This is a genomic window from Pseudoalteromonas sp. NZS71_1, assembly GCF_015864305.1.
Taxonomy (GTDB): domain Bacteria; phylum Pseudomonadota; class Gammaproteobacteria; order Enterobacterales; family Alteromonadaceae; genus Pseudoalteromonas; species Pseudoalteromonas arctica.
Genome location: NZ_JADYXM010000003.1, coordinates 123,828 through 149,139 on the forward strand (window position 1 = coordinate 123,828; position 25,312 = coordinate 149,139).

Annotated in this window: 28 protein-coding genes; 19 read left to right on the forward strand and 9 right to left on the reverse strand. The window is 39.0% G+C overall.

Features of this window, described 5'->3' with window-relative positions; translation table 11 throughout:
* Window positions 1-303: 303 nt before the first annotated feature.
* Window positions 304-642: an iron-sulfur cluster insertion protein ErpA gene (gene erpA / locus I6F43_RS05890; RefSeq protein WP_002958911.1), complete on the forward strand. Its 339-nt coding sequence runs from the start codon at window positions 304-306 to the stop codon at window positions 640-642.
* 49 nt (window positions 643-691) lie between these two features.
* Here the strand turns inward: erpA and I6F43_RS05895 are convergent, their stop codons facing one another.
* On the reverse strand, window positions 692-880 hold the full coding sequence (locus I6F43_RS05895) for a hypothetical protein (RefSeq protein ID WP_010555198.1): 189 nt from the start codon (window positions 878-880) through the stop codon (window positions 692-694).
* Between the two features lie 452 nt (window positions 881-1,332).
* Between I6F43_RS05895 and I6F43_RS05900 the strand changes: the two genes are divergently transcribed.
* Entirely contained in the window at window positions 1,333-1,572 is a 240-nt protein-coding gene (locus I6F43_RS05900; RefSeq protein WP_007584874.1) for a helix-turn-helix domain-containing protein, read from the forward strand.
* Window positions 1,573-1,642: 70 nt separating this feature from the next.
* On the opposite strand, the gene I6F43_RS05905 is transcribed toward I6F43_RS05900, so the two are convergent.
* The 4 genes from I6F43_RS05905 to I6F43_RS05920 are packed head-to-tail and all read right to left on the reverse strand — an operon-like array spanning window position 1,643 to window position 5,399.
* Complete coding sequence (locus I6F43_RS05905; protein ID WP_197101435.1) at window positions 1,643-3,022, reverse strand: AmpG family muropeptide MFS transporter; 1,380 nt, start codon at window positions 3,020-3,022, stop codon at window positions 1,643-1,645.
* 50 nt (window positions 3,023-3,072) lie between these two features.
* The gene (locus tag I6F43_RS05910) at window positions 3,073-3,693 is read right to left on the reverse strand and encodes a peptidylprolyl isomerase (RefSeq protein ID WP_197101436.1); all 621 of its coding nucleotides are present in this window, start codon (window positions 3,691-3,693) and stop codon (window positions 3,073-3,075) included.
* Window positions 3,694-3,695: 2 nt separating this feature from the next.
* Window positions 3,696-4,256, reverse strand: a complete 561-nt coding sequence (locus tag I6F43_RS05915) for a YajG family lipoprotein (protein ID WP_197101437.1) — start codon at window positions 4,254-4,256, stop codon at window positions 3,696-3,698.
* Complete coding sequence (locus I6F43_RS05920) at window positions 4,257-5,399, reverse strand: methyltransferase (RefSeq protein ID WP_197101438.1); 1,143 nt, start codon at window positions 5,397-5,399, stop codon at window positions 4,257-4,259.
* A 42-nt stretch (window positions 5,400-5,441) separates the two neighbouring features.
* On the opposite strand from I6F43_RS05920, the gene I6F43_RS05925 reads away from it, so the two are divergent.
* The 17 genes from I6F43_RS05925 (at window position 5,442) to cyoE (ending at window position 22,461) form a co-directional block, all read left to right on the forward strand.
* Window positions 5,442-6,053: an alpha-ketoglutarate-dependent dioxygenase AlkB family protein gene (locus I6F43_RS05925; RefSeq protein WP_024589283.1), complete on the forward strand. Its 612-nt coding sequence runs from the start codon at window positions 5,442-5,444 to the stop codon at window positions 6,051-6,053.
* Between the two features lie 62 nt (window positions 6,054-6,115).
* Window positions 6,116-6,427, forward strand: coding sequence for a BolA family protein (locus tag I6F43_RS05930; protein ID WP_024589282.1), 312 nt, complete (start codon window positions 6,116-6,118; stop codon window positions 6,425-6,427).
* Between the two features lie 107 nt (window positions 6,428-6,534).
* Window positions 6,535-7,728, forward strand: coding sequence for an enoyl-ACP reductase FabV (gene fabV / locus I6F43_RS05935; RefSeq protein WP_165726552.1), 1,194 nt, complete (start codon window positions 6,535-6,537; stop codon window positions 7,726-7,728).
* A gap of 629 nt (window positions 7,729-8,357) precedes the next feature.
* Window positions 8,358-9,701: a Na(+)-translocating NADH-quinone reductase subunit A gene (locus I6F43_RS05940; protein WP_010555190.1), complete on the forward strand. Its 1,344-nt coding sequence runs from the start codon at window positions 8,358-8,360 to the stop codon at window positions 9,699-9,701.
* 4 nt (window positions 9,702-9,705) lie between these two features.
* Window positions 9,706-10,908 carry an NADH:ubiquinone reductase (Na(+)-transporting) subunit B gene (locus tag I6F43_RS05945; RefSeq protein WP_007584889.1) on the forward strand — a complete coding sequence of 401 codons (1,203 nt, stop codon included), beginning with the start codon at window positions 9,706-9,708 and terminating at the stop codon, window positions 10,906-10,908.
* Complete coding sequence (locus tag I6F43_RS05950) at window positions 10,901-11,653, forward strand: Na(+)-translocating NADH-quinone reductase subunit C (RefSeq protein WP_007584890.1); 753 nt, start codon at window positions 10,901-10,903, stop codon at window positions 11,651-11,653. The genes I6F43_RS05945 and I6F43_RS05950 overlap by 8 nt, the downstream gene beginning before the upstream one ends.
* Complete coding sequence (locus I6F43_RS05955) at window positions 11,653-12,285, forward strand: NADH:ubiquinone reductase (Na(+)-transporting) subunit D (RefSeq protein ID WP_007584891.1); 633 nt, start codon at window positions 11,653-11,655, stop codon at window positions 12,283-12,285. The genes I6F43_RS05950 and I6F43_RS05955 overlap by 1 nt, the downstream gene beginning before the upstream one ends.
* Window positions 12,286-12,295: 10 nt before the next feature.
* Complete coding sequence (gene nqrE / locus I6F43_RS05960; protein ID WP_002958896.1) at window positions 12,296-12,904, forward strand: NADH:ubiquinone reductase (Na(+)-transporting) subunit E; 609 nt, start codon at window positions 12,296-12,298, stop codon at window positions 12,902-12,904.
* Between the two features lie 18 nt (window positions 12,905-12,922).
* A complete protein-coding gene (nqrF, locus tag I6F43_RS05965) occupies window positions 12,923-14,152 on the forward strand; it encodes an NADH:ubiquinone reductase (Na(+)-transporting) subunit F (RefSeq protein ID WP_007584893.1) in 1,230 nt (409 codons plus the stop codon).
* Window positions 14,153-14,261: 109 nt separating this feature from the next.
* A complete protein-coding gene (locus tag I6F43_RS05970; protein ID WP_197101440.1) occupies window positions 14,262-15,293 on the forward strand; it encodes an FAD:protein FMN transferase in 1,032 nt (343 codons plus the stop codon).
* 101 nt (window positions 15,294-15,394) lie between these two features.
* On the forward strand, window positions 15,395-15,607 hold the full coding sequence (gene nqrM / locus I6F43_RS05975; RefSeq protein ID WP_007376137.1) for a (Na+)-NQR maturation NqrM: 213 nt from the start codon (window positions 15,395-15,397) through the stop codon (window positions 15,605-15,607).
* 1,290 nt (window positions 15,608-16,897) lie between these two features.
* On the forward strand, window positions 16,898-17,317 hold the full coding sequence (locus I6F43_RS05980) for a hypothetical protein (protein WP_197101441.1): 420 nt from the start codon (window positions 16,898-16,900) through the stop codon (window positions 17,315-17,317).
* A gap of 320 nt (window positions 17,318-17,637) precedes the next feature.
* Entirely contained in the window at window positions 17,638-18,597 is a 960-nt protein-coding gene (gene cyoA, locus I6F43_RS05985) for a ubiquinol oxidase subunit II (RefSeq protein WP_024608764.1), read from the forward strand.
* 2 nt (window positions 18,598-18,599) lie between these two features.
* Window positions 18,600-20,588, forward strand: a complete 1,989-nt coding sequence (gene cyoB, locus I6F43_RS05990; protein ID WP_007581166.1) for a cytochrome o ubiquinol oxidase subunit I — start codon at window positions 18,600-18,602, stop codon at window positions 20,586-20,588.
* On the forward strand, window positions 20,585-21,211 hold the full coding sequence (gene cyoC, locus I6F43_RS05995; RefSeq protein WP_024589277.1) for a cytochrome o ubiquinol oxidase subunit III: 627 nt from the start codon (window positions 20,585-20,587) through the stop codon (window positions 21,209-21,211). Before cyoB ends, cyoC begins: the two co-directional genes overlap by 4 nt.
* Window positions 21,211-21,567, forward strand: coding sequence for a cytochrome o ubiquinol oxidase subunit IV (gene cyoD / locus I6F43_RS06000; RefSeq protein WP_024589276.1), 357 nt, complete (start codon window positions 21,211-21,213; stop codon window positions 21,565-21,567). The genes cyoC and cyoD overlap by 1 nt, the downstream gene beginning before the upstream one ends.
* Window positions 21,568-21,576: 9 nt before the next feature.
* Window positions 21,577-22,461 carry a heme o synthase gene (cyoE, locus tag I6F43_RS06005; RefSeq protein ID WP_007581172.1) on the forward strand — a complete coding sequence of 295 codons (885 nt, stop codon included), beginning with the start codon at window positions 21,577-21,579 and terminating at the stop codon, window positions 22,459-22,461.
* Between the two features lie 100 nt (window positions 22,462-22,561).
* On the opposite strand, the gene I6F43_RS06010 is transcribed toward cyoE, so the two are convergent.
* From I6F43_RS06010 to I6F43_RS06025, 4 genes are all read right to left on the reverse strand, one after another.
* Window positions 22,562-23,227 carry a hypothetical protein gene (locus I6F43_RS06010; protein WP_165721280.1) on the reverse strand — a complete coding sequence of 222 codons (666 nt, stop codon included), beginning with the start codon at window positions 23,225-23,227 and terminating at the stop codon, window positions 22,562-22,564.
* An 82-nt stretch (window positions 23,228-23,309) separates the two neighbouring features.
* Window positions 23,310-23,807: a TlpA family protein disulfide reductase gene (locus I6F43_RS06015; protein ID WP_165721281.1), complete on the reverse strand. Its 498-nt coding sequence runs from the start codon at window positions 23,805-23,807 to the stop codon at window positions 23,310-23,312.
* Between the two features lie 62 nt (window positions 23,808-23,869).
* Window positions 23,870-24,778, reverse strand: coding sequence for a histone deacetylase family protein (locus tag I6F43_RS06020; RefSeq protein ID WP_197101442.1), 909 nt, complete (start codon window positions 24,776-24,778; stop codon window positions 23,870-23,872).
* A 53-nt stretch (window positions 24,779-24,831) separates the two neighbouring features.
* Window positions 24,832-25,200: a PilZ domain-containing protein gene (locus I6F43_RS06025; RefSeq protein ID WP_007581201.1), complete on the reverse strand. Its 369-nt coding sequence runs from the start codon at window positions 25,198-25,200 to the stop codon at window positions 24,832-24,834.
* Window positions 25,201-25,312: the final 112 nt, after the last annotated feature.

The following is a 25,312-nucleotide window of genomic DNA, read 5'->3' on the forward strand; positions in this document are numbered from 1 at the left end:
TTTTTCAGCAGCATTTTAGCAAAAGAGTTTAGTTAAGTCCTTGTGATTTTGAATTTTTCGTAACTTATATTAACAATTTGCAGTAAAGATTAAGACCTATTTTTTATAACTAAAATTTTTAATGAATTTATAGTTTACAAGGGTCGCTTTTAGTTTGCTTAAGTATTATTTTAGTGAGCTAATGTTTAGCCACTTTTTTACTAATTTATAGGTATAACTTAGAGTAAAGAGTTGTTTTACTATACTTGATTAAAACACTCGGGTATTAGATAATCACGCCATTGCGATATTGAGGGTTTTAAAATGTCTGAAGAATTACCAATTAAGTTCAGCGATGCAGCTGCTGTTCGCGTTAAACAGTTAATCGACGAAGAAGAAAATCCAGATTTAAAACTGCGTGTTTATGTAACAGGTGGTGGTTGTTCTGGTTTTCAATATGGTTTTACTTTTGATGAAAAAGCGAATCCTGGCGATTTAGAAATTGTAAAAAATGGTGTAACACTCGTTATCGATCCAATGAGCATTCAATATTTGGTTGACGGTGAAGTTGATTACACTGAGGGATTAGAAGGCGCACGCTTTTTTGTATCTAATCCTAATGCAACAACAACCTGTGGTTGTGGTGCAAGCTTTAGCGTTTAACAGCCAAACGCTAAATAGAATGAAGCCGCTTTTGCGGCTTTTTTAATGCCTACAAATCGGTTGGGGCATATTCGGTTATTTGCATTATCAATACAAAAAAGCCAAGTACAAAAGCAGAAAACGCTAAAATGTATATGAAGCCTTTTTTGCCTTGCTTAATTGGTACGCCGTTGTGGCGCAAAAAAAAGTACCAACCCAAGCACAACACAATCGGTAATAAAAAAAGAAGTCTGAACATTATTCGGCCTTTTTGGTGCTAATTATTGCTTAATCATAAACATGTGACGATAAATTGGAACAAAATTGTTATAAAAATTCATTTAAATATTTTATAACTAGAAATTAATTTATTAATACTTTTTGAGTACTTAGGTCAATATTCAGTGTTTATAAATATTCACTCGTGTTCATATTTGTACCGAGTATGTAATTAGTTATTTAACCAAAGTGTTAATAGTATATAATGTATCCAAGAATGAGACGGGCAAAATTTCATTCTCAATAAAAACAAATCTTTACCACATTATTAGCGTAGTTTTTTAGCTATATTGGTGGAGTGAGTAGCAACACATGCTTTGTTAAGCAATAGCTTGCTATTGAAAATATGGTATGACTGCTTACTTGCCTACAGCTATTGATAGAGACTACTGCTTTAATAGGTACGTCAAATCATCTAGTAGGAGATGTAAAATGATGGGCAAAACAGTTTCTTCTGAAGAAAATGCAAAGCTAACAAAGTGGCTTAAAAGTAAGCGCCACGAAAAGGGTCATACAATGCGAAGCCTAGCACAAGTGCTGGGAACGCCTCATTCGTTTATCGGCAAGATTGAAAATCAAGAACGCCGTTTAGATGTGATTGAGTTTGTTCGTTATTGTACAGCTCTAGAAGTTGATCCACATGAAGCACTTAGCTTGCTAAAAGTAGATTAACTCAAACATTGCTTAGTACACTTTAAGGGGCACTTGATAGTGCTAAGCAATATGTTAATGCAGGGATGCATTAAATATTTTTATGATAATTTTTCTCAAGCTCATATAGTTTATGCCTAATCAGGTATAAAAATATCAGCGAAGGTATAACCATCAAGGCTGTTAAAACAAAGAACAGCGACCAATTTCCCATTAACCAATCATCAATTACTACACCACTGTAGCTCGAAAGTAACGTTCGTCCTAAATTCCCTAATGACGCCAGTAATGCATAGTGTGTTGCACTAAATGCTCTATCGCATAACATCGATATAAAGGCCACCATAGCGACCAGCGACCATGCTTGCGTAAACCCATCAATAACAATAGCAAAGGCATACAGTCTTAAATCAGGGCCAACTAAAGCAATCCACGAAAAGGCTAAGTTTGAGGCCGCCATCGCAATGCCACTAACAAATAAACCCTTAACAATGCCATATTTTTGATTAAATAAACTGCCAACAAAGGTGAATATGATTGTAAGTACGGCAGTACCTACCTTTGAAAATGTAGCTATATCGCTATTGCTAAAACCAATTTCTTTATAAAAAACAATCGACATTCGCCCTAAAAACGCTTCGCCTATTTTAAATAAGAAAATAAACGCAAGTAATGCCAGTGCCGTTTTAACGCCATTTTTAGTAAAAAAAGCTCTAAAGGGATCAATAACGGTTACCGCGAGCCACGCAACAGTTTTTGTAAGAGGAGTTTGTTTTGTAGAGGACAGTTTTTCAAGGTACACACGTTCAAGCTCGGCATGTACCGCTTCTCTATTTGATTCCGGCTCTTTTGCAAACAATGCTCCACTCATTAGCAGCAGCATTACAGCAGCTAAAAAGTAATAAATTTGTGGCCAGTCGAGCGAGGGGATATCAGCCATATAAAATGGAATTGCACCTAAAAGCGCATAACCTGTCCACCAACCAGATGTTGCCATAGCGGCTGCCGCTGTTGTTTTGTGAGATTCGTTTGCTTTAAGTGTGTCTATTCTGAATGCATCAATAGCAATGTCTTGCGTTGCAGAAGCAATGGCAATTAACAAACAAATTGCAGCAACAATTGCTAAATTAGCTTTTAAATCAAGCCCAGCTAATAATAAGGTGCCAATAAAAATAAAGCTCTGGCAAAATAGTATCCAACTACGACGTTGGCCTAGCCATTTATATAAAATAGGGAGTTTTGTACGATCGATTAAAGGCGACCATAAAAAATTTATACTGTAAGCGCCAAATACAATGCCGAATAGGCCAATCATGCTGCGGCTTAGCCCTTCATCCTTTAGCCAAGCCGACATAACAGAGCCAATTAATACCCACGGAAAGCCGCTACTCATACCAAATATAAAAATATGGATTAAGCGTTTGTCTTTAAAGTAAGAAAAATATTCGCTAATAGAGAGAGATTTGCTCATAGGGCCTTCATTGGCTTTGATGCAGAGCAGCTAAGCTGCTCTTAAATAAATTACAGTGGAACTTGTTCAAGCATTTTAATATTTAAGATGATCACCGGTTTTTTAGGAACAAAATCGTAACCAATCTTTTCATTAAACCCTGTTTCAACAGCCATGATCTTATCAAGGGTATCGTAGCCATCCATTACATTACCAAATACTGCAAAACCCCAATCTTTCCTTGGATTTAAGTGATCGTTGTTATCCATATTAAAAAAGAATTGGCGTGTTCCCGAGTGAGGTTCACGGTCTTGATACGCCATAGCAATGCTATACATATCATTTTTTAAACCATTGCCACTTTCATTAAAAATAGGATCGTTTTCGTGTAAGCCGTCGTAATCTTTATCGTAACCACCACCTTGAATAACAAAGTCGCGGTCGTTTTCTACATCGCGCTCAATACGATGAAAAACACTGCCTTGATAGCTCTTATCTGACACGTAAGTTAAAAAGTTATTGACCGTAATAGGCGCTTTTGAACGGTCCAGTTCAACAACAATACTGCCCATTGTCGTTACGATTTCGACGCGTGGAAAAATATTATCTTTTTGAACAAAGCGGCCTTCTTGGGCTGCCAAGCTACTTACACTAAAAAATAGGCCTAAGCAGATTAAAAAAAGTCGTTTCATAGTTAACCTTCTAAAAATTCTATTAATTCAGGGTCAGATACAATGCGGGTAATAATTTGCTCAGTCAACTTATTGAGCTGACCTTCTATTTTTGCTCGCTCGTGACTAAACGGGCCTTCTAAATTCGCACTGCCTCTATACACTTTACTAAAATTACTTGAGGCGCGAATAACGCGCACGCCAAGCTCTATATGGGCTTCGCTGGTATGGCTCACAAGTTTTTCGGTCACAACAGCCTGCAGTGCATGAATATCTACTTCAAAGCGAACAGTTGCCAAGTTAGAAATGCTGGCACCATTGCGGCTAAGGGCGCTGTCTAAAACACTTTTAACTGATTCAGTAAGACCTTGGCTTGCAAAGGTTTTAGTTTTGTCTGATTCAATAAGTTTAAGTGTTGATGAGTCGCCACGTAAATCAATTACACTGGTGCTTAAGCTACTATTTATAGTGCTTATTTGACCACTTTTATAAACAGGATTGAGTATTACTTGGCTAGGCTGATTCGCACAGCCACCAAGTATTAGTAATACACAACACCCAATTATAATGTTTGTTAATTTCATTTATAGCATTCCACTATTTTTAGTTGCACTTAGAACGACAAACTTTTTGTTTGAGCCTAACAACTTACAGTTTCCGAACATACGGTTTAATTTATCGTGATAATCTAAATGACGATTACCAATAATACGCAGCTCGCCGCCTTCTTTTAAAGTATCTTTTGCTTGTTTAAACATTTGCCAAGCAATGTGATCGGTAACAGCTTGAGCTTGGTGAAATGGAGGATTACAAAGCACCATATCCACACTGTCTCTTTCAAAGCCTGTTAAACAATCGTTTTCGATGAACTCACAGTTATCAAACTTATCGCCTAGGTTAATTTCTACATTTAACCGGGCTGACTCTACTGCCATGTAAGACTCATCAACAAAGGTAATTGATGCATTAGGGCAACGAGCAAGCGTCATTAATCCAACAACGCCGTTACCACAGCCTAAATCAATAATGCTTTTAGCTTTAGGTGTTTCTGGTAAGTAGTTAAAAAAGAAGCGCGCACCAATATCTAACGAATCACGCGAAAACACATTTGCATGATTTGTTATATTAAACTCAGTACCTTCAAGCTCCCATGTTATAGGGAAGTCTGCTGCTTTATATCCGCCTTTAGCTGTGCTTAATATAAGGCGAGACTTTTTAACTGCTAGGCTTGTTGTTGTTTCACCAATAAATTGCTCAAATGATTTTATTGTTGAATTATGAATTTCTTTTGTTTTACCTGCGGCAATTACTGGTGTACCAGGTGCAAGTACTTCACTAAGTTCACTTAATTGGAACTGTAAAAAACCTACATTACGAGGGATTTTAATAAGTACTAAATCTACATCCTCTGGTAATGCCGACAAACTATCTACTTGCGTAAACTCTGCTGTAGGCAGCTTGTTTTCTTGTAAGTTATAAGCCGCAGCTTGGTGGCTAATATAAGAATCATTAACTGAACAAACCGTTAACTTATTAAAATAACAAGCAAGTGCACCAAAGCTATCGTTTAAAATAAGCAATGAGCGACAATCTGGGTGATGTTCGTTAATATAATTGATAAGGTACTCATCTGCCGAATCCCACGCTTGTAAGCTGCGGTTTTTTTGATCCAATGGAAAGCGTTCAAGAGTAAAGGTTTTATCGCCTAGCTGGGCTTGCGTCGTCATAATGGTTCGTTGATCAGTAATCTAATGTAGGTAAATTCTAACATGCAACGGCAAAACGCCAACCCCCAACAGTTACCAAATGGCTTTTCTTATCAAAGTAGGGCACTTAGTGCACAAAAAAGCCTCGATCTATTTTATTATTTGCAAAAAAACCTACGTTGGCAGCAACCCGATGTAACCGTTTATGGCAAAACGGGGCCTATTCCACGACTTCAATGCTTCATGAGTGATTTAAATATTGAATACGGCTATTCAAGTAGTAAGCAAATAGTAGAACCATGGGATGAATTGTTACTTAATATGCGAAAGCGTTTAGAAGCACATTTAAACCAGCCTCTAAACTCATTGCTCGTTAATTATTACCGAGATGGTAATGATACGATGGGATGGCACAGCGATGATGAAATAGAGCTTGGTGATAAACCAACAATTGTGTGTGTCTCTCTAGGAGCTGATAGGGTTTTAAAGTTAAAGCACAAGGCGAGCAATAAAGTAACCGACTTAAAATTACAAAGTGGCAGCTGTTTAATAATGAATGGACATAGCCAACGAGATTATCAACATGCAATACCTAAGCAAACCACGCTTGCGCATCCGCGAATAAGTTTAACTTACCGATTTATAAAGCACATTAAGCAAAAGCAATTTAGTTAGCCAATCGCTGCGTTAAATTGTTATAGTAAGTGTATAAATTAGCTAATTAAAACGGTCTTTTTATGTCAATGCAGCAACAGATCCAAGAAAAAATAAGCAACGCCATTGCGTGTAAACATTTAAACGTGATTAACGAAAGCCATATGCACAGTGCGGGCACTGAATCACACTTTAAAGTAGTAGTGGTTAGCGAAGATTTTGCGGGTAAGCGTTTATTACAACGTCATCGCGAAATTAATGAAATTTTAAAAGATGAGTTAGCAAATCATATTCATGCACTCGCTATTCATACATATACACCCGATGAGTATGCAGAGCAGGGCGGCGAAGCGCCTGATTCACCCAATTGTATGGGTGGCTCTAAAATTAGCTAAGTAATGTTTTAGAGTATTTGATGAGTGTTTAACTGATCAGATCAGTGTTTTTAGTATTAGCCTTTAAACTAGCGCTAATTTTTATTGTAAAAGATATAGGATGATCAATGGTCATTAAGCCTAAAATTCGTGGATTTATCTGCACAAACGCACACCCAGCTGGTTGTGCAGAGCATGTTCAAGAACAAATTAACTATGTAAAACAACAAGGCGCATTAAAAAGTGCACCAAAAAATGTATTAGTTATTGGCGCATCAACAGGCTACGGCTTGGCATCGCGCATTACTGCTGCGTTTGGTGGTGGTGCTAAAACATTAGGTATTTTCTTTGAAAAAGAAGGTACAGATCGTAAAACAGGTTCTGCTGGTTGGTACAATACCGCTGCTTTTCAAGAAGCTGCAGACGAAGCGGGTCTTTGGTCTAAAAATATTAATGGCGATGCGTTTTCTAACGAAATCAAGCAAAAAGCAATCGACACTATTAAAGCAGATTTGGGTAAAGTAGATTGTATTATTTACAGCCTAGCGTCTCCTCGTCGTACTGATCCAAATACAGGCGAAGTGTTCTCATCTACACTTAAGCCAATAGGTAATGCAGTAACCACTAAAAATTTAAATACATCAAAGCGTGAAATTGATGAAATTACTGTTGAAGCTGCAAATCAAGACGATATCGACAACACTATTAAAGTAATGGGTGGTGAAGATTGGGAAATGTGGATTGACGCATTAAAAGAAGCGGATGTATTAGCCGATAACTTTAAAACTACAGCGTATACTTATATTGGTAAAGAGCTAACATGGCCAATATACGGACACGCTACTATTGGTAAAGCTAAAGAAGATTTAGACCGTGCAACGGCTGCTATTAAAGAATCGACAAAAGATTTAAATGGTGAGGCGTATGTTTCATCACTTAATGCAGTAGTGACACAAGCAAGTTCTGCTATTCCTATTATGCCGTTATATATTTCTGCTTTATTTAAAGTTATGAAAGCAGATGGCACGTATGAAGGCACCATTGAGCAAATTCACGCATTATTTAGTGAAAACCTATATGGTGAATCGCCTCGCTTTGACGACGGTGGGCATTTATTCCAAAACTATAAAGAGCTAGAAGACGATGTGCAAGCACGCGTTCAAGCTGTATGGGATAGTGTTGATACAAGCAGCATTGATGAGCTAACAGACTATGTTGGTTACCATAATGAGTTTTTACGCTTATTTGGTTTTGGTATAGACGGTGTTGACTACGATCAAGACATAGATTCAGTTAAGCCAATTGCTAATATGATTGACTAACAGAACTTAGGGCCTGTTTATCTTTCGAGTTTAAATTTGCAGCAGTCTGTTTGGTATTTAGGCAAGGCAGAGCCTATGTAGTGTGGTTATTCCCCATAAATGGGCGATAACGTAGCATTAATGCCAAACAGGCGCTGCCCAAAGGGTTCTGCCTAGGGGCTATTTACTCTTTGTTGCTCGGTTTTTACTTAGCCCACTAGGTTACAAACCTCACGCCGCGATTAAATAGCCCCTAGATTGAACAAATTTTAATCCTGAAAGGTCAACAGGCCCTAGTTATTAAAAGCCGCAATAGCGGCTTTTTTTGTATTATGCGATTTGTTTAATTTGCGATGAAATCAGGAACGATAATTGCTTAGGCTACCACTTTGGTCTACCTTGATTTTTATTTAAATCACTTAACAAAACTAAATAAGTGTTTCTGTCGTATAATTTTCATAAATACACTCGCATAGTCATCTAAAATGATGTTAAAATCTCGACAATATGTGATGAGTTTTACTACGTTGCTTGTTTGATATTTCTAGCAAGCTGCTCTTTTGTACCTTGATATAACTTGGAATAACTCAAATGGCGACGTGGTTGATACGATTTTTCAGTTTCTTTCCTTTAATGTAATGCAAGTGCGTATGATCAATATAAAAAAAGGTCTGGATTTACCCTTAGAGGGCGCGCCACAGCAAGTTATACATGACGGTTCTGCTGTCAAACGTGTAGCTGTGCTTGGCGAAGAGTTTATCGGTATGCGTCCAACCATGCATGTTCGTGTGGATGACCAAGTCAAAAAAGGCCAGGTACTTTTTGAAGATAAAAAGAACCCAGGCGTCCTATTTACTGCTCCAGCTTCTGGCACAGTAAAAGAAATAAATCGTGGTGCTAAACGTGTGCTGCAATCTGTTGTTATTGAAGTAGCAGGCAGTGAGCAAATCACCTTTGACTCTTTCAAAGCAGACGAGCTTGCGAGCTTAGAGCGTGAAAAAGCCAAAGAAGTACTTATCCAGTCTGGTCAATGGACAGCACTTCGTGTTCGCCCATTCAGTAAAGTAGCGGCTGTGGATGCAAATCCTAGTTCTATTTTCGTGACCGCAACTGACACAAACCCATTAGCTGCAGATCCTGCAGTGATAATTGCCGAAAATGCGCAAGCATTTGAAGCGGGTCTTGCTGTTATTTCGCGTTTGACCGATGGTAAAGTATTTGTGTGTAAAAAAGCAGGTAGCCAAGTTCCTAGCTCATCTATAGCTCAAGTAGAAGTACATGAGTTTGGTGGTGTGCATCCGGCTGGCCTCGTTGGCACTCATATCCATCATCTTGATGCAGTTTCTGTTAGCAAACAAGTTTGGCATATTGGTTACCAAGACGTTATTGCGTATGGTCACCTATTCCTTACTGGTGAAATTTACACAAATCGTGTTATTTCGCTTGCAGGTCCTCGCGTTAAAAACCCACGTTTAGTGAAAACACAATTAGGTGCTTCATTGGATGATTTAGTGGCTGGTGAGCTAGAAGACGGAGATAACCGCGTTATTTCTGGTTCTGTTCTATCAGGTTCTATTTCAAACGGTGTTCATGCATTCTTAGGTCGTTACCACGTTCAAGTATCTGTTTTACTTGAGGGTCGCGAAAAAGAATTGTTTGGCTGGATTGCACCAGGTAGTGATAAATTCTCTGTAACGCGTACATTCCTTTCTCACCTTGCGCCGAGTCGTTTATTCAAAATGACAACGTCAACAGGTGGTTCAAAACGTGCCATGGTACCAATTGGTAGCTACGAGCGCGTAATGCCGCTAGATATTTTGCCTACTCTATTATTACGTGACTTAATTGCACGCGATTTAGACAGTGCAATTTCATTGGGCGCGCTTGAACTTGATGAAGAAGATTTAGCGTTATGTACCTTCGTTTGTCCAGGCAAATACGAGTATGGTTCTATCCTACGCGATTGCTTAACTACGATCGAGAAGGAAGGCTAGAGAGATGGGTTTAAAAAAATATCTAGAAGATATCGAGCCGAATTTTGAAGCCGGTGGTAAATATGAGAAGTTTTATGCACTGTATGAAGCAGCTGCAACTATTTTTTATACACCAGGCTACGTAAATAAAGGCGCGACACACGTACGCGATAATATCGACCTAAAACGCATGATGATTTTAGTGTGGATGGCGACGTTCCCAGCTATGTTTTTTGGTATGTTCAATATCGGTCATCAGGCCGCAGGTGCTTTAGCACAAGGTTTTGAACTAGCAAACACGTGGCAAGTTGGTTTGTTCCAGTTATTCGGTGGTGAATTAACCGCTGATGCAGGCTGGGGCGCTAAGATGTTCTATGGAGCATGTTTCTTCCTACCTATCTACGCGGTAACATTTGCAGTAGGTGGTTTTTGGGAAGTAATATTTGCTTCTGTGCGTAAGCATGAAATTAACGAAGGTTTCTTCGTTACTTCAGTATTATTCGCACTTATTTTGCCTGCAACGATTCCTTTATGGCAAGTTGCGTTAGGTATTACGTTTGGTGTAGTAATCGCTAAAGAAATCTTTGGTGGTACTGGCCGTAACTTCTTAAACCCTGCTTTAGCCGGTCGTGCGTTCTTATTCTTCGCATACCCAGCTCAAATCTCGGGTGACACAGTATGGACAGCAGTAGATTCTTTCTCTGGTGCAACTATGCTAGGCCAAGCTTTCATTGGGCAACTAGACTTTGCAAACATGGAATTATGGTGGAATGCGTTTTACGGTTTCATTCAAGGTTCTGTAGGTGAAACATCTACACTTGCATTGTTAGTAGGTGGTTTGTTCTTAATTTACGTTCGTATCGCTTCTTGGCGCATCGTACTAGGTGTATTCCTAGGTATGGTAGCAACTGCATTTTTACTAAATGCTGTTGGCTCAGAAACTAACCCTGTATTTGCAATGCCTTGGTATTGGCATTTAGTACTAGGTGGCTTTGCGTTTGGTATGTTCTTTATGGCTACTGACCCTGTATCAGCTGCATTTACTGACAAAGGTAAATTGGCATATGGTCTATTAATTGGCTTTATGGTGGTTATGATACGTGTTGTGAATCCTGCTTTCCCAGAAGGTATGATGCTAGCAATCTTATTTGCTAACTTATTCGCTCCACTGTTCGATCACTTTGTAGTGCAGGCTAATATTAAGCGGAGGTTGGCACGTAATGTCTAGTAATAACGAATCAATCGGTAAAACGTTATCAGTTGTTGTAGCACTATGTTTAGTGTGTGCAATCATTGTATCGTTTGCTTCTGTACAGCTTCGTCCTTTACAGCAAGCTAATAAAAACAAAGATATTCAAAGCAATATCTTGGCTGCTGCGGGTATCGATAAAGTTGAAAATGTTTTAGAAACATTTGATGCAAAAATCGAAGCGCGCGTTGTAAACATGACTACAGGTGAGTTTGTAGATACAGACCCAACAATTTTTGATTTTGAAAAAAGCAAATATGATGCAGCGCTAAGTGTTTCTCTTCAAGAGAAAGGCGTTAAAGATATTGCTGGTATTCAACGTGTGACTAAAGAGTCGCCGGTGTATATCTCTAAAAAAGAAGATGGCTCAGTTGATGCAATTATTCTTCCTATCCAAGGCTACGGCTTATGGGGCTTAATGTACGGTTTTATCTCGCTTGAAAGCGACGCTGAAACAGTTAAGAGCATTATCTTTTACAAGCATAATGAAACCCCAGGTCTAGGTGGCGAAATCCAAAATCCACAGTGGACTGCTACATGGGAAGGTAAAGAACTTCCAATTCAAATTGTTAAAGGTACTGCGGGCAATGATGAGCATAAGATCGATGGTCTTTCAGGTGCTACATTAACGTCTAACGGTGTTGATCATGCAGTTGACTTTTGGACTGGCGAAAATGGCTTTGGCCCTTTCCTTGCGAAAGTACGTAAAGGAGCATTGAAATAATGGCTGATACTAAAGAAATGAAGGCGGTCCTATTTGGTCCGGTTTTAGCTAACAACCCAATCGCACTACAAGTACTTGGTATTTGTTCTGCGCTAGCGGTAACGTCTAGCTTAAAAAATGCGTTAATCATGTCAATCGCATTGACATTAGTAACTGCATTTTCGAGCTTCTTTATCTCGCTTATTCGTAACCAGATCCCATCATCTGTTCGTATCATCGTACAAATGACAATTATTGCATCGTTGGTAATCGTTGTTGACCAAGTATTACAGGCATTCTCTTACGCTACGGCAAAAGAGCTTTCTGTATTCGTTGGTCTAATTATTACTAACTGTATTGTAATGGGTCGTGCTGAAGCATATGCGATGAAGTCGCCACCAATTATGTCTTTCCTTGACGGTATTGGTAATGGCTTAGGTTACTCTGTAGTACTACTTACTGTTGGTTTCATTCGTGAGCTATTCGGTAAGGGTTCACTATTCGGTGTTGATATTATCCCATTAGTACAAGATGGCGGTTGGTATCAGCCTATGGGTCTATTGATCTTACCACCGAGTGCATTCTTCATCATTGGTTTATTCATATGGGTACTTCGTACTTATAAGAAAGACCAAGTAGAAGCTAAAGCGTAAGGGGCAAATAGTGGAACATTATATTAGTTTATTTGTAAAAGCCGTTTTTATTGAGAACTTAGCGTTGTCATTCTTCTTAGGCATGTGTACTTTTTTAGCAGTATCTAAAAAAGTAACTACATCAATTGGCCTAGGTATAGCGGTTATAGTTGTATTGGGTATTTCGGTACCTGTTAACAACTTGGTTTATCATGCGGTACTTGCACCAGGTTCACTTACTTGGTTAGGTTACCCAGATGCGGATCTTAGCTTTTTACGTTTCTTAACTTTCATTGGTGTTATTGCAGCACTTGTGCAAATTCTTGAAATGGCATTAGATAAGTTTTTCCCTGCACTATACAACGCGTTAGGTATCTTCTTACCACTTATCACAGTTAACTGTGCAATATTTGGTGCGGTATCATTCATGGTTGAGCGTAACTATAACTTCGGCGAGTCTGTTGTCTATGGTATTGGCGCTGGTGTTGGTTGGGCGCTTGCAATTACATTACTTGCAGGTATCCGTGAGAAACTGAAGTATTCAGACGTGCCAGATGGCTTACGTGGTTTAGGTATTACCTTCATCACTGTTGGTTTAATGGGACTTGGCTTTATGTCATTCTCTGGTATTTCACTGTAAAGGTAGCGAGGATAAATCATGGATTATCAGATTTTCTTAGGCGTTGGTGTTTTCATCGCTATCGTTGTACTACTAGTTTTAGTGATCATTGGTGCTAAATCTCAGTTAGTTGCGAGCGGCGACATCATCATCGGTATTAATGGCGATAAAGATAAAGCCATTACTACATCAGCAGGTAATAAGCTTTTAAGTGCATTATCTGAGTCAGGTATTTTCGTATCATCTGCATGTGGTGGCGGTGGCTCTTGTGGTCAGTGTCGTGTTCACATTAAAGAAGGTGGCGGCGATATCCTGCCAACTGAACTTGATCACATTTCTAAAGGTGAAGCCCGTGAAGGCTGTCGTTTAGCGTGTCAGGTAAATGTTAAAAACGACATGGAAATTGAACTTGAAGAGTCAATTTTCGGTGTTAAAAAATGGGATTGTGAAGTTATCTCTAACGATAACAAAGCAACGTTCATTAAAGAACTTAAACTGCAAATCCCTGGTGATGAGTCAGTGCCTTTCCGTGCGGGTGGTTACATCCAAATCGAAGCGCCACCTCATCATGTTAAATATGCAGATTTCGATGTTCCTGAAGAATATCGTGGCGATTGGAACCATTTTGGTTTCTTCGATCTGGAGTCAAAAGTAGACGAAGAAACAATTCGTGCATACTCAATGGCTAACTACCCAGAAGAAGAAGGCATCATTATGCTTAACGTGCGTATTGCTGCTCCGCCTCCAAGAAACCTAAGCTTGCCATGTGGTAAAATGTCTTCGTACATTTGGTCACTTACAAAAGGCGACAAGGTAACTATTTCAGGTCCATTTGGTGAGTTCTTTGCTAAAGACACAGATGCAGAAATGATCTTTGTTGGCGGTGGTGCTGGTATGGCGCCAATGCGTTCACATATCTTTGACCAACTTAAACGTTTGAACTCTAAACGTAAGATGAGCTTTTGGTATGGTGCACGTTCTGAACGTGAAATGTTCTACGTAGAAGATTTTGACGGCCTAGCCGCTGAAAATCCTAATTTCGTATGGCATACAGCACTTTCAGATCCACAACCTGAAGATAACTGGGAAGGCTATACTGGCTTTATCCATAACGTGTTATTTGAGAACTATCTTAAAGATCACGAAGCGCCGGAAGATTGTGAGTACTACATGTGTGGTCCTCCAATGATGAACGCGGCAGTTATTACTATGCTTAAAGATTTAGGTGTTGAAGACGAAAATATCTTACTAGATGACTTCGGTGGCTAACACTAATACCAAAACAGTTTAGTTTTGGTTAAAATACCAGCCTCGTAGCACTTGTGTTACGAGGCTTTTTTTATTCTTTAATTTTATCAATCTATTAAGTAGAGCTGTTATGAATCGAGTAAGTACTTCACAAGGCATAATGGCCTTTTTACTAATCACACTGACCTTATTACTGTCTGGGTGTAGTGAAAAACCAGAGTCGAGGGAAACCTTTTTAGAAGGTAAGACTATGGGCACCACTTATCATATTAAATATTACGATGAGCAGGGCCAGCTATCTGCCTCACAATTACAGCTGCAAATAGATGCTGTTTTAAAAGATGTGAATCAGTCTATGTCTACTTATATAGAAGACTCTGAAATAAATACATTTAACAGATTACCAGCAAATCAAGTTATGCCAATTAGCGAAGATTTTAGGGCAGTTATCAGTGAGTCCATCCGCTTAGGTGAGTCAACTAAAACACTCGATGTCACTATGGGGCCTTTAATTGATTTATGGGGCTTTGGTCCTGATAAAAAACCAACAAATCGCCCTAGTGATGAAGAGCTTGCGAGTATGGTCGAAAAAATAGGTATTGATAAACTTATTTTAAATAAGCAAGGCTTGGCTAAAACAGTTAATGGACTAGAGCTTTCTTTTTCGGCAACGGCTAAAGGCTATGGTATTGATAAAGTAGCGCAGTTATTAGAAAGCCACAGTATTACCAATTACATGGTTGAGATTGGTGGAGAGCTGCGTATAGCAGGTGAAAAGCCAAATAATCAGTATTGGAAAATTGCGATAGAGCAACCAGATGCTGCGCCAGGTGAGCGTAAAGTACATCGTGTTTTATCGCCAGGTACAAATGGTATTGCTACGTCGGGTGATTACCGTATTTTTTATAAAATGGATGGCGAGATCTATACTCATTTAATTGATCCCGTAACCGGCATGCCTATTAAGCACGACTTAGTGTCAGTAACAGTGCTTCATCCAAGCGCTATGACAGCAGATGGCTTAGCAACTGCACTTACTGTGATGGGTATGGAGAAAGCGCAAGCCTATGCTCAGCAGCACGATTTACCAGTGTACTTAATAGGTAAATCAAAAGATGGTTTAGTTACTTACTCAAGCCCTGCATTCAAACCTTATTTGTAGTATGGCGCTGGCTTGTTTATTTCCGTGTTATTTGGGTATATAATAGCAGTTGCTCAAAAATGTTTGAGTTTAATTAATTGCTGATCAATAGGGGCTAAGCAATGTCACTTTTTCTTCTTACTTTTGGCTTACTAATTTTGATAGTTTCGGCTATGGCCGTTGGTATGATCGTGCAAAAAAAATCTATGGCGAGTAGCTGTGGTGGTTTAGGCTCGGTCGGTATTGATAAAGCCTGTGATTGCGATGATCCATGTGATAAACGCAAAAACCGTTTAGCAAAAGAGCAAGCTTGGAAAGAAAATCAAATTATTTAAGCCCGTCTTAAATATTAAAAAGCGCTTTATAGCGCTTTTTTTGTGCCTGTAAAACTCATCAACTCCTTGGCTTCCAAAGCAATCCAATCTTAATGTATTAGACGAAAGTATATAGTTTAGTTTTTTTCACCTATTAGGTTTATTTTTCTCGTTTGTCAAATTGGAGCTAACACTCTAAAGTTTAATCATAGACACAGGGCAAGGCTCTCGTCATAAGCTTGAGGCAAGTTAGCCTCGCTTAAAAGAATCTTTATATTGTGTGTGAAGATGTTGTCAGTGTGAAAGGCAACTCAAGTTCGGTGGATTCACTTCCATAAAGAACGAGTTTGAGTTGTTTTTATTTCCTTGCAATTGCCACGTAGTGTAAACCAAGAATCTTTATATTGTGTGTGAAGATGTTGTCAGTGTGAAAGGCAACTCAAATCCGGTGGTGACTGAGTTTGAGTTGTTTTTATTTCCCTACAATGCCACGCAGTGTAAACAAAAAATCTTTATATTGTGTGTGAAGATGTTGTCAGTGTGAAAGGCAGCTCAAATCCGGTGGTGACTGTATTTGAGTTGTTTTTATTTCCCTACAATGCCACGCAGTGTAAACAAAAAATCTTTATATTGTGTGTGAAGATGTTGTCAGTGTGAAAGGCAGCTCAAATCCGGTGGTGACTGTATTTGAGTTGTTTTTATTTTCCTACAATGCCACGCAGTGTAAACAAAAAATCTTTATATTGTGTGTGAAGATGTTGTCAGTGTGAAAGGCAGCTCAAATCCGGTGGTGACTGTATTTGAGTTGTTTTTATTCCCTACAATTGCCACGTAATGTAAACCAAAAATCTTTATATTGTGTGTGAAGATGTTGTCAGTGTGAAAGGCGGCTCAAGTTCGGTGGTGACTGAATTTGGGCTGTTTTTATTTGTGCCACACAATTATTACCCCCTCCTAAAAAGCTATAATTCTATTAAATATTTCTATTTAAATCGTTTTTTATTTGTTCTAATTGATTGTTTATTATCATGTTATTTTTTATTAACAAAATAGCTTCGAAAGCTTAACTCAAATTAATTGATTTTTAGTTGAACAGAAAATTCTCTTTGTTATACTCACGTTCGAACTTTCAGTAAGTTTTGAAAGTTTGATTGATACGGATCAATTTTCACAAGGTAAATTTGTGCTAACCGGATTTGATCGTATTTAGCACCTGGTTTTAGGGCTTACAGCAGCGATGTTTTTTTGATTTTTCCATTGCAAACTGTATTACTCTAATTTTGTTATAGTCATTTTAGTAGGTTAATGTTTTTGAACATACTTTCTTTGCATCATACAAATACGGATCTTGCCTCTGGCGAGCCGCCGACGTGTGAGCGCTTGAATAAAGCAGGCAAGGGCGTGTGTGTAGCTATAACTTTATTAGTGTTTAATACTGTAATGTTGTTAAGTGGTGCATTAGAGGATGCCTTCAAGCTTGAAGCATTATTGAGTGATGGGTTTATTGTAGAGCCCCTGTTACTTACTATTGCTGGATTTTTAGCTCATCCAATCATTTCAAGTCAGTTACTTATTGGCCTTTGTTGGTTATTGTTCCATATTTTTCCAGCGCGTCGTGCTGGAATTATCCTCCGTAAAGCAGCCTTTGCTTTTAGCGAGGCTAAAGTTCTTCAGCCAGTGCAAGTTGCACACGGTTGTCGTGCTCCACCTAGCTTTACAGGTTGTCTGTAGGGCTGCATTTTGTTGCTGGTTTTAATTATTTGTTCTTGCTGTAAATAATTAAGGTTAGCTAAAACAAAGTAGCTCAGTGTTTTTTAAACACATTTCAGCCAACCACCACTCACCCAAGTTAACTTTTATTACGTTATATAAATGCGTTTAGAAAGCTGGGTTTGTTGCTAGGTCATTATTGGCATGAGCTTTAGGTTTTGAATAGCCCCCTTATTTTTTATAATTTAATTCCAGTTAACTTGGGTTTTTACCGAAAAATCGTTGCTTTGTTTTTTATTTAAAGCAGCAAATTAGAACTTTTAGGTTTGTAGGATACTCCCTTGTTAATTCGTAACCTTTGTAATATTGCTTTAGCTAGTACAGTGCTGGCGTTGTCAGGCTGTAAAGGCGGGATACTCGATCCAAAAGGGCAGATAGGCATAGATGAGAAAAATTTAATCATCATCGCAACCGTGCTTATGTTGCTTGTAGTCGTTCCCGTTATTGTGATGACTTTGTATTTCGCATGGAAATATAGAGACACGCAAACTCATGAAATTTACGCTCCAAAATGGGCTCATTCAAATAAAATTGAAGCCGCAGTTTGGGCTGTCCCTATTGTTATTGTGATTATTTTAGGTGTTATTACCTGGGTGTCTACCCAAGAGCTAGACCCTTACAAACCAATTGAAGGTAAAGGTAAGCATCTTACTGTTGAAGTGGTTTCATTAAACTGGAAGTGGCTATTTATTTATCCTGAGCAAGGTATTGCTACGGTTAATGAATTAGTGTTTCCGGCTAATGTACCTGTTGAATACAAAATCACTTCAGAGAGCACAATGAACTCGTTTTTCATTCCGCAATTGGGTAGTCAAATATACTCAATGGCCGGTATGGAAACCAAGCTTCACTTAATTGCTAATGAGCCAGGTACATTTAAAGGCTTTTCGGCAAATTACAGTGGTGCAGGCTTTACTGGTATGAAGTTTAATGCCATTGCTACACCTACTCAAGCTGGTTTTGATAAGTGGGTGAGTGATGTAAAAGCGAATTCAAGCGCTAATAATCTTACTCATGCAAATTATGTTGAGCTTGCAAAAGCAAGCGAAAATAACCCAGTTGCTTATTACGGTAAAGTTGATGATGGCTTATTTCATACCATCGTTATGAAATACATGCAGGCACATGGCGATATGAACAAAAAGCAACATGCAATGGGCGAACATGGGCAAATGAGTAAGAAGCATCAAGCAATGGATGAACACTCAATGCCATCATCTCACAGCCAGGGCGAGGAATAATAATGTCGTTATTAGGTAAACTAACAATAGACGCAATTCCGTTTCATGAGCCAATTCTTGTGTTCACGATGTCGGTTATTGCTATAGCTGGGCTTATTATTGCCGGGCTTATCACAAAGTATAAAAAATGGGGCGTGCTTTGGCGCGACTGGATCACGTCTGTTGATCATAAACGCTTAGGCGTAATGTATATTCTTTTAGCACTAATAATGCTGTTCCGTGGTTTTTCTGATGCCATTATGATGCGTGCTCAGTTAGCGCTTGCTACCAGTGGTGCGCCCGGTTATTTACCACCTGAACACTACGACCAAATATTTACTGCCCACGGCGTAATTATGATCATATTTATGGCTATGCCATTTATGATTGGTTTAATGAACATTGTTTTACCACTGCAAATTGGTGCTCGCGATGTTGCATTCCCATTTTTAAATAACTTAAGCTTTTGGTTTACAGCCAGCGGTGCCATTTTAATTAATATGTCGCTAGTGTTTGGTGAGTTTGCTAAAACAGGTTGGGTGGCCTATCCACCGCTTTCGGAGTTGACCTTTAGCCCTGGGGTGGGGGTAGATTATTATATTTGGGCCTTGCAAATATCCGGGCTCGGTACACTTCTAACAGCAGTAAACTTTTTAGCAACCGTGTTTAAAATGCGTGCACCAGGTATGACCCTAATGAAAATGCCAATTTTCACATGGACATGTACGTGGGCAAACATCTTAATTGCAGCATCATTCCCAATTTTAACTGCTGTACTTGCAATGCTAACGCTTGACCGTTATCTCGATTTCCACTTCTTTACCAATGAATTGGGCGGTAACGCCATGATGTACATCAACCTGTTTTGGGCATGGGGTCATCCTGAGGTATACATATTAGTATTACCAGCGTTTGGTATTTTCTCTGAAATTATTTCGACCTTTGCCGGTAAACGTTTATTTGGTTACAAATCGATGGTTTACGCCAGCGGTGCAATCTCAATTTTAGGCTTTATTGTTTGGTTACATCACTTCTTTACGATGGGGTCGAGTGCTAACGTTAACGCGTTCTTTGGGGTAATGACCATGGTTATTGCCGTACCAACTGGGGTTAAGTTGTTTAACTGGTTATTTACCATTTACCGAGGTCGCTTACGTATTAGCGTACCGGTACTTTGGACACTTGGCTTTATGGTTACCTTTACCGTAGGCGGTATGACCGGTGTATTACTTGCTATTCCTGGTGCCGATTACGTACTGCATAACAGCTTATTCTTAATTGCACATTTTCATAACACCATTATTGGTGGTGCTGTATTTGGCTACCTAGCTGGTTTTGTATTTTGGTTCCCTAAAGCAATGGGCTTTAAACTTAACGAAAAATGGGGCAAAGCATCATTCTGGTGTTGGATTATCGGTTTCTTCGTTGCATTTATGCCGTTGTACGTACTTGGTTTCTTAGGTATGACACGTCGTTTAAACCACACTAACAACCCAGATTGGAACATTTGGTTATACATTGCCGCAGGCGGTGCTGTAATTATTATGTTTGGTATTGTTAGCCAAGTAATTCAATTATATGTGAGCTTTAGAGACCGTGAAGCGCTTGACGATACAACAGGCGATCCATGGAACGGCCATACACTTGAGTGGGCTACAAGTTCACCTCCGCAAATTTATAACTTTGCAACAATTCCACACATCGATGATATTGATGCATGGACCGACATGAAAGAAAAAGGCCAAGCATACCAAGATAAAGCAAACTATAGCCCTATTCATATGCCTAAAAATACATCAGCTGGCGTGTTAATGGCAGCAAGCTTAACAGTATTCTGTTTTGCAATGATTTGGCATATTTGGTGGTTAGCTGTTGTTGGGCTAGTCGGCGCAATTGCCATCTTTATCAAACGTTGTTACACCAGCGATGTTGATTACTATATTCAACCTGATGAAATTGCACGCACTGAAGCTGCGTATAATTCAAGTGGCATTAAGGAGCTAAAAGCGTGAGTACACTTTCTGCAAATTTAGAATCAGTATCGCACGATGATCACGCCCACGTGCATGATCATCACGATACATCGGGTGACACCATATTCGGTTTTTGGTTATACCTAATGACCGATTGCCTATTGTTTGCCTCGTTTTTTGCCACTTACGCTGTGTTATTTATGAACACAGCCGGTGGTGTATCGGGTAAAGATATTTTTGAACTCGACTTTGTAGCAGTAGAAACTGCTGCACTACTTATTAGTAGTATTACCTTTGGCTTTGCCATGATTGCCGCTCAAGGGCAAAAAAAGGCACTAACACTTACTTGGTTATTTGTTACGTTTTGTTTAGGTGCTGTGTTTATTGGTATGGAAGTATACGAATTTCATCACCTAATTGTGCACGGTAATGGCCCACAACAAAGTGCCTTTTTAACATCGTTTTTCTCATTAGTTGGCTTACATGGATTACATGTAACGGCTGGACTAATTTGGATGACCATAATGATGATTGAAGTTGCTAAACGTGGTCTAGGCAAAGCAACCGTAACGCGTTTAAGCTGCTTAAGCCTATTTTGGCACTTCTTAGACATTGTTTGGATTTGTGTATTTACCGTTGTTTATTTGATGGGAGCAATGTAATGAGCCACAGCGAAACGCATGCGTTAAAACAAGCGCAAAGTGATCATCATGATGAATCTCATGGAAGTGTTAAAACTTACTTAATTGGCTTTGTGCTATCGGTAATTTTAACTGCTATACCGTTTTATATGGTTATGGAAGGTGACTTCTCAAAAGCAACAACGCTTTGGAGCATTGTTACTTTTGCAATCGTACAAATTTGGGTGCATTTAAAGTACTTTTTACACCTTAATTTTACCACCGAAAATGGCCGAGCAAGTACTTTCTCATTCCTATTCAGTGCTCTGATCATCGTAATGGTTGTTGGGTTATCTGTTTGGATCATTTATGAATCTAACGCAATGATGATGTACTAGGAGTTGAAGATGTTTCGTCGTTATTTATCAGTGACAAAGCCGGGTATTATTATGGGCAATTTGATTAGCGTAGCGGGTGGGTTTTTACTTGCCTCGCGCGGTGATATAGACCCATGGTTAATGATTGCCACATTAATTGGTTTGTCGCTAGTGGTTGCATCGGGCTGTGCTATCAACAATGTTATAGATAGAGACATAGATGTAGCCATGGCACGTACTCGTACGCGGGTAACAGTAACAGGCGAAATGTCTGCCTTTGCTGCACTTAGCCACGGTGTTTTATTGGGCGTTATTGGCTTTGGTTTACTTATCGCCTATACCACTCAAGCCGCGGTATTTTTTGCAGCCTTTGGCTACGTAATTTATGTAGGGGTTTATAGCCTCTACATGAAACGCAACTCAGTATATGGCACTTTTGTAGGCAGCCTTTCTGGCGCTGTACCGCCAGTAGTAGGGTACTGCGCCGTAACAGGGCAGTTCGATATGGGCGCATTAATACTGCTAGTTATGTTTAGCTTGTGGCAAATGCCGCACTCTTACGCCATCGCTATTTTTCGCTTTAAAGATTACCAAGCTGCAGGTATTCCTGTATTACCCGTGGCGCAAGGTATTGATAAAGCAAAGCGCCATATCGTACTTTACATCGCTGTATACGCATTAGTTGTGATGTTACTGCCAATTACTGGCTACACAGGTGCTGCTTTTATGGCTGTTGCTTGTATTACCAGCTTTTGGTGGTTGCTAATGGCGCTACGTGGTTATCGTCGTAATATTGATATGAGCAGTTGGGCACGTAAAGTGTTCGCATTTTCAATTATTAATATTACAGCGTTAAGCATTGCTATGGCTGTTGATTATCATAGTGTTGCTCCACAGCTATTAACGCTTACCTAATTTAAAATTTTTAACTATTCCAAAGTTAATCCAAAGGCTCGAAAGAGCCTTTTTTTATGCCTAAATATTAAAATAATTGAACATTCGTATACTCGCTCTTTTACTTTTTAAAATCATCAGCATTGTAATAAAGTGGTTTAAGCGTGCCGCAATTAATAAACTTATAGGTAAGCTCATTTTCAGCTGGGACACGTTTTGAGGTACGAAGCTTTTGCATACACGCATTAACTAAATCGACAAAAATAAGATGGTTATAGCTCGGCGCTTTTTGAATTTTATGAATATAAATACGCTCAGTGCCGCTTAGTGTAATCATGTCGTAGTCTTGCCATTGCGATGATTCACTTAAATCTTTTAGTTCTCTGGCATACAGCTGCTTACTCAAGACCAACTCTTTTTTTGAATAAATTAAACTACCACCTTGTTGATAATCACCCTCGTAAATATCGGCAATAATCGTAATTTCTTCACCACGCATTAAATGCTGAATATTAAACGCTTGTGGCTTTACGGTGATTAACTCGGCATTTCTAACAAAGCCTAAAAATGGAACATCGGGGTTTCCTATTTTATAAACAACTTGCACATCATTGGGTAAATTATAGGTGGGTAAATTCATTGCAATAATAGACGAGCCTTGATTAACCAAAGCTATAGGGTGCTCAGCATTGTAAGCGGGGTCTACCGGTGGAAGTTCTGCTTTTTCTTCTTCAGCTGCGGCAAAGCCACTTAAAGTGATTAGTAATAAAGTAAGTAGTAAGCGCATTATAATCTCAATTAATTTATGAGCTTAAATTGTAGTATAAAGTTTATATTACTTATATTTTTAAACTAAATTTAGACCTATATTATTGTTCAGATATGGAGTGCAACAATGTTCGTGCCTTTAAATGTAGATTTGCGTCCTCTGGGTTTGACGTATTAGTCAGCCAAATTACATTGCCTTCTTTATTTACAAACAATGTAGTAGGTGTGCCTCGTATACCTAATTGCTGTGCTATTGCATCGGCTTTTACGGCTGTTTTAAAAGTATAACCTCTATCGCTAAGCGCTTTAGCGGGAGTAGCATCGTCATCTTCTTTAAAGCTCACGGCAATAACTTTTAAGCCCATATCATCAATTTTTTGAAGTGCTGGCTGCAGCTTTTTACAGTACGGACACCACGTTGCCCAAAAGTGTAAAACGTAAGGTTGACCTAATAAATCTTGAGTATTGAGTGGCGACCCATCAGCCATTTGTAAATTTAATGTAGGTAACTTAGGGTATGTTTCTTGCGTGCTTTCTTCTTGCGAATAGCTTGTAAAGCTTATAAAAATTAGTGCGATGGCAATAAATAGTTGCTTCATAATATGTTCGTTCTTATTTTACATATTAAATAAGAACGAGAATTTAACATTTTTATTTCAAACTAAAAGCGAGCGGCTTGCTCAACAACAATAGCGTGGCGTTTAGCGAGCCGAAGATGGTCTTTATCATAGCCACCACCTATTACTGTGGCAACGGGTGTGTTGTGTTCAAGGCAGCGTTTTAGCACTAAATGGTCGCGCTTAACTATGCCATCCCAGCTGATATCTAATTTACCCAAGCCATCGCCTTGCCAAATATCAACGCCAGCATCGTAAAGTACCAAGCTTGGGTTTAGCTCTTTAAGTAAATAACTCAAGGTGTCGTCAACTAAGGCAAGGTATTCGTCGTCTTTCATATTATCGACTAAGCCAATATCTAAATCGCTAGCGGATTTTCTAAAAGGGAAGTTTTTTTCACAATGGATAGAACAAGTATAAGCGTATGCTTGATGCTCTAACATTGCGGCTGTGCCATCACCTTGGTGCACGTCTAAATCAAAAATAAGTACGTTAGTTACTTCACCCGATTCAATTAAAGTTTGCGTGGTAAAGGCTAAATCATTAACCATGCAGTAGCCTGAGCCAAAATCGGTATGCGCATGGTGTGTACCACCGGCTAAGTGGCACGCTATACCATGTTTAAGTGCTAAACGAGCTGTTTGCAAAGTACCTTGAGGAGCTGTAAAGGTACGTGCCATAAGCTCTTTTGACCAAGGTAGGCCAATGCGGCGCATTGCTTTTTCATCTAAGCGGTTATTCCACAAATCGTGTATGTAATTTTCGCAGTGTATTAGCTCAAGTGGCTCTGGCGTGCCTAATATTGGCTCAACCAGGTTATCGCCAATCAAACCAAGCTCTGCAACATGCTGATATAAATGTGCAAACTTACTCATTGCAAAACGATGCTTTGGATCGAAATTAAACGAGTAGTTAGGGTGATACACCAAAGGTAAATGTGGATTTAAAGTCATGTTTACACAAGTTGAAAAGTTTGCACCATGGTAATCAACTAATCCAAATGAGTCTATTCTTGCGTGTCGTGAATCAACATAGCGAGTTCGCGATGTAATAGTTCGTCATCAGCTAAGTTTAGCTCTATTAAACGCTTTAAATAAGTAATGCTGTCTATATCAATATGGTGGCATTTTAAACCAATATGATCCGCTTCTATATGGCACACCACAACCTCCATTTTTATTTCTATTTCGCTTTGAGGCAGCGAAAAACGCAGAACAGCTTGGCTATTTTGGTTGCCAATAAAAGCATCACATTTAGTGATTAATGCGCCATGCAAAGATACATCAAGTAATTTACATGGGTATTGGTGATCATTAAAAATCACTTGTGCATCGGTTGAAAATAAAACACGAGAAAACTGACGACGATTTTGCATAACCTAATTTAGCCTTACTATTTTTATAATAAATTAAGCATAGCGGGTAATTCTCTACATGCTAGCAGGATATGCTCCTGTAATGCTGGTGGCATAAAAAAGCCCCGCATAA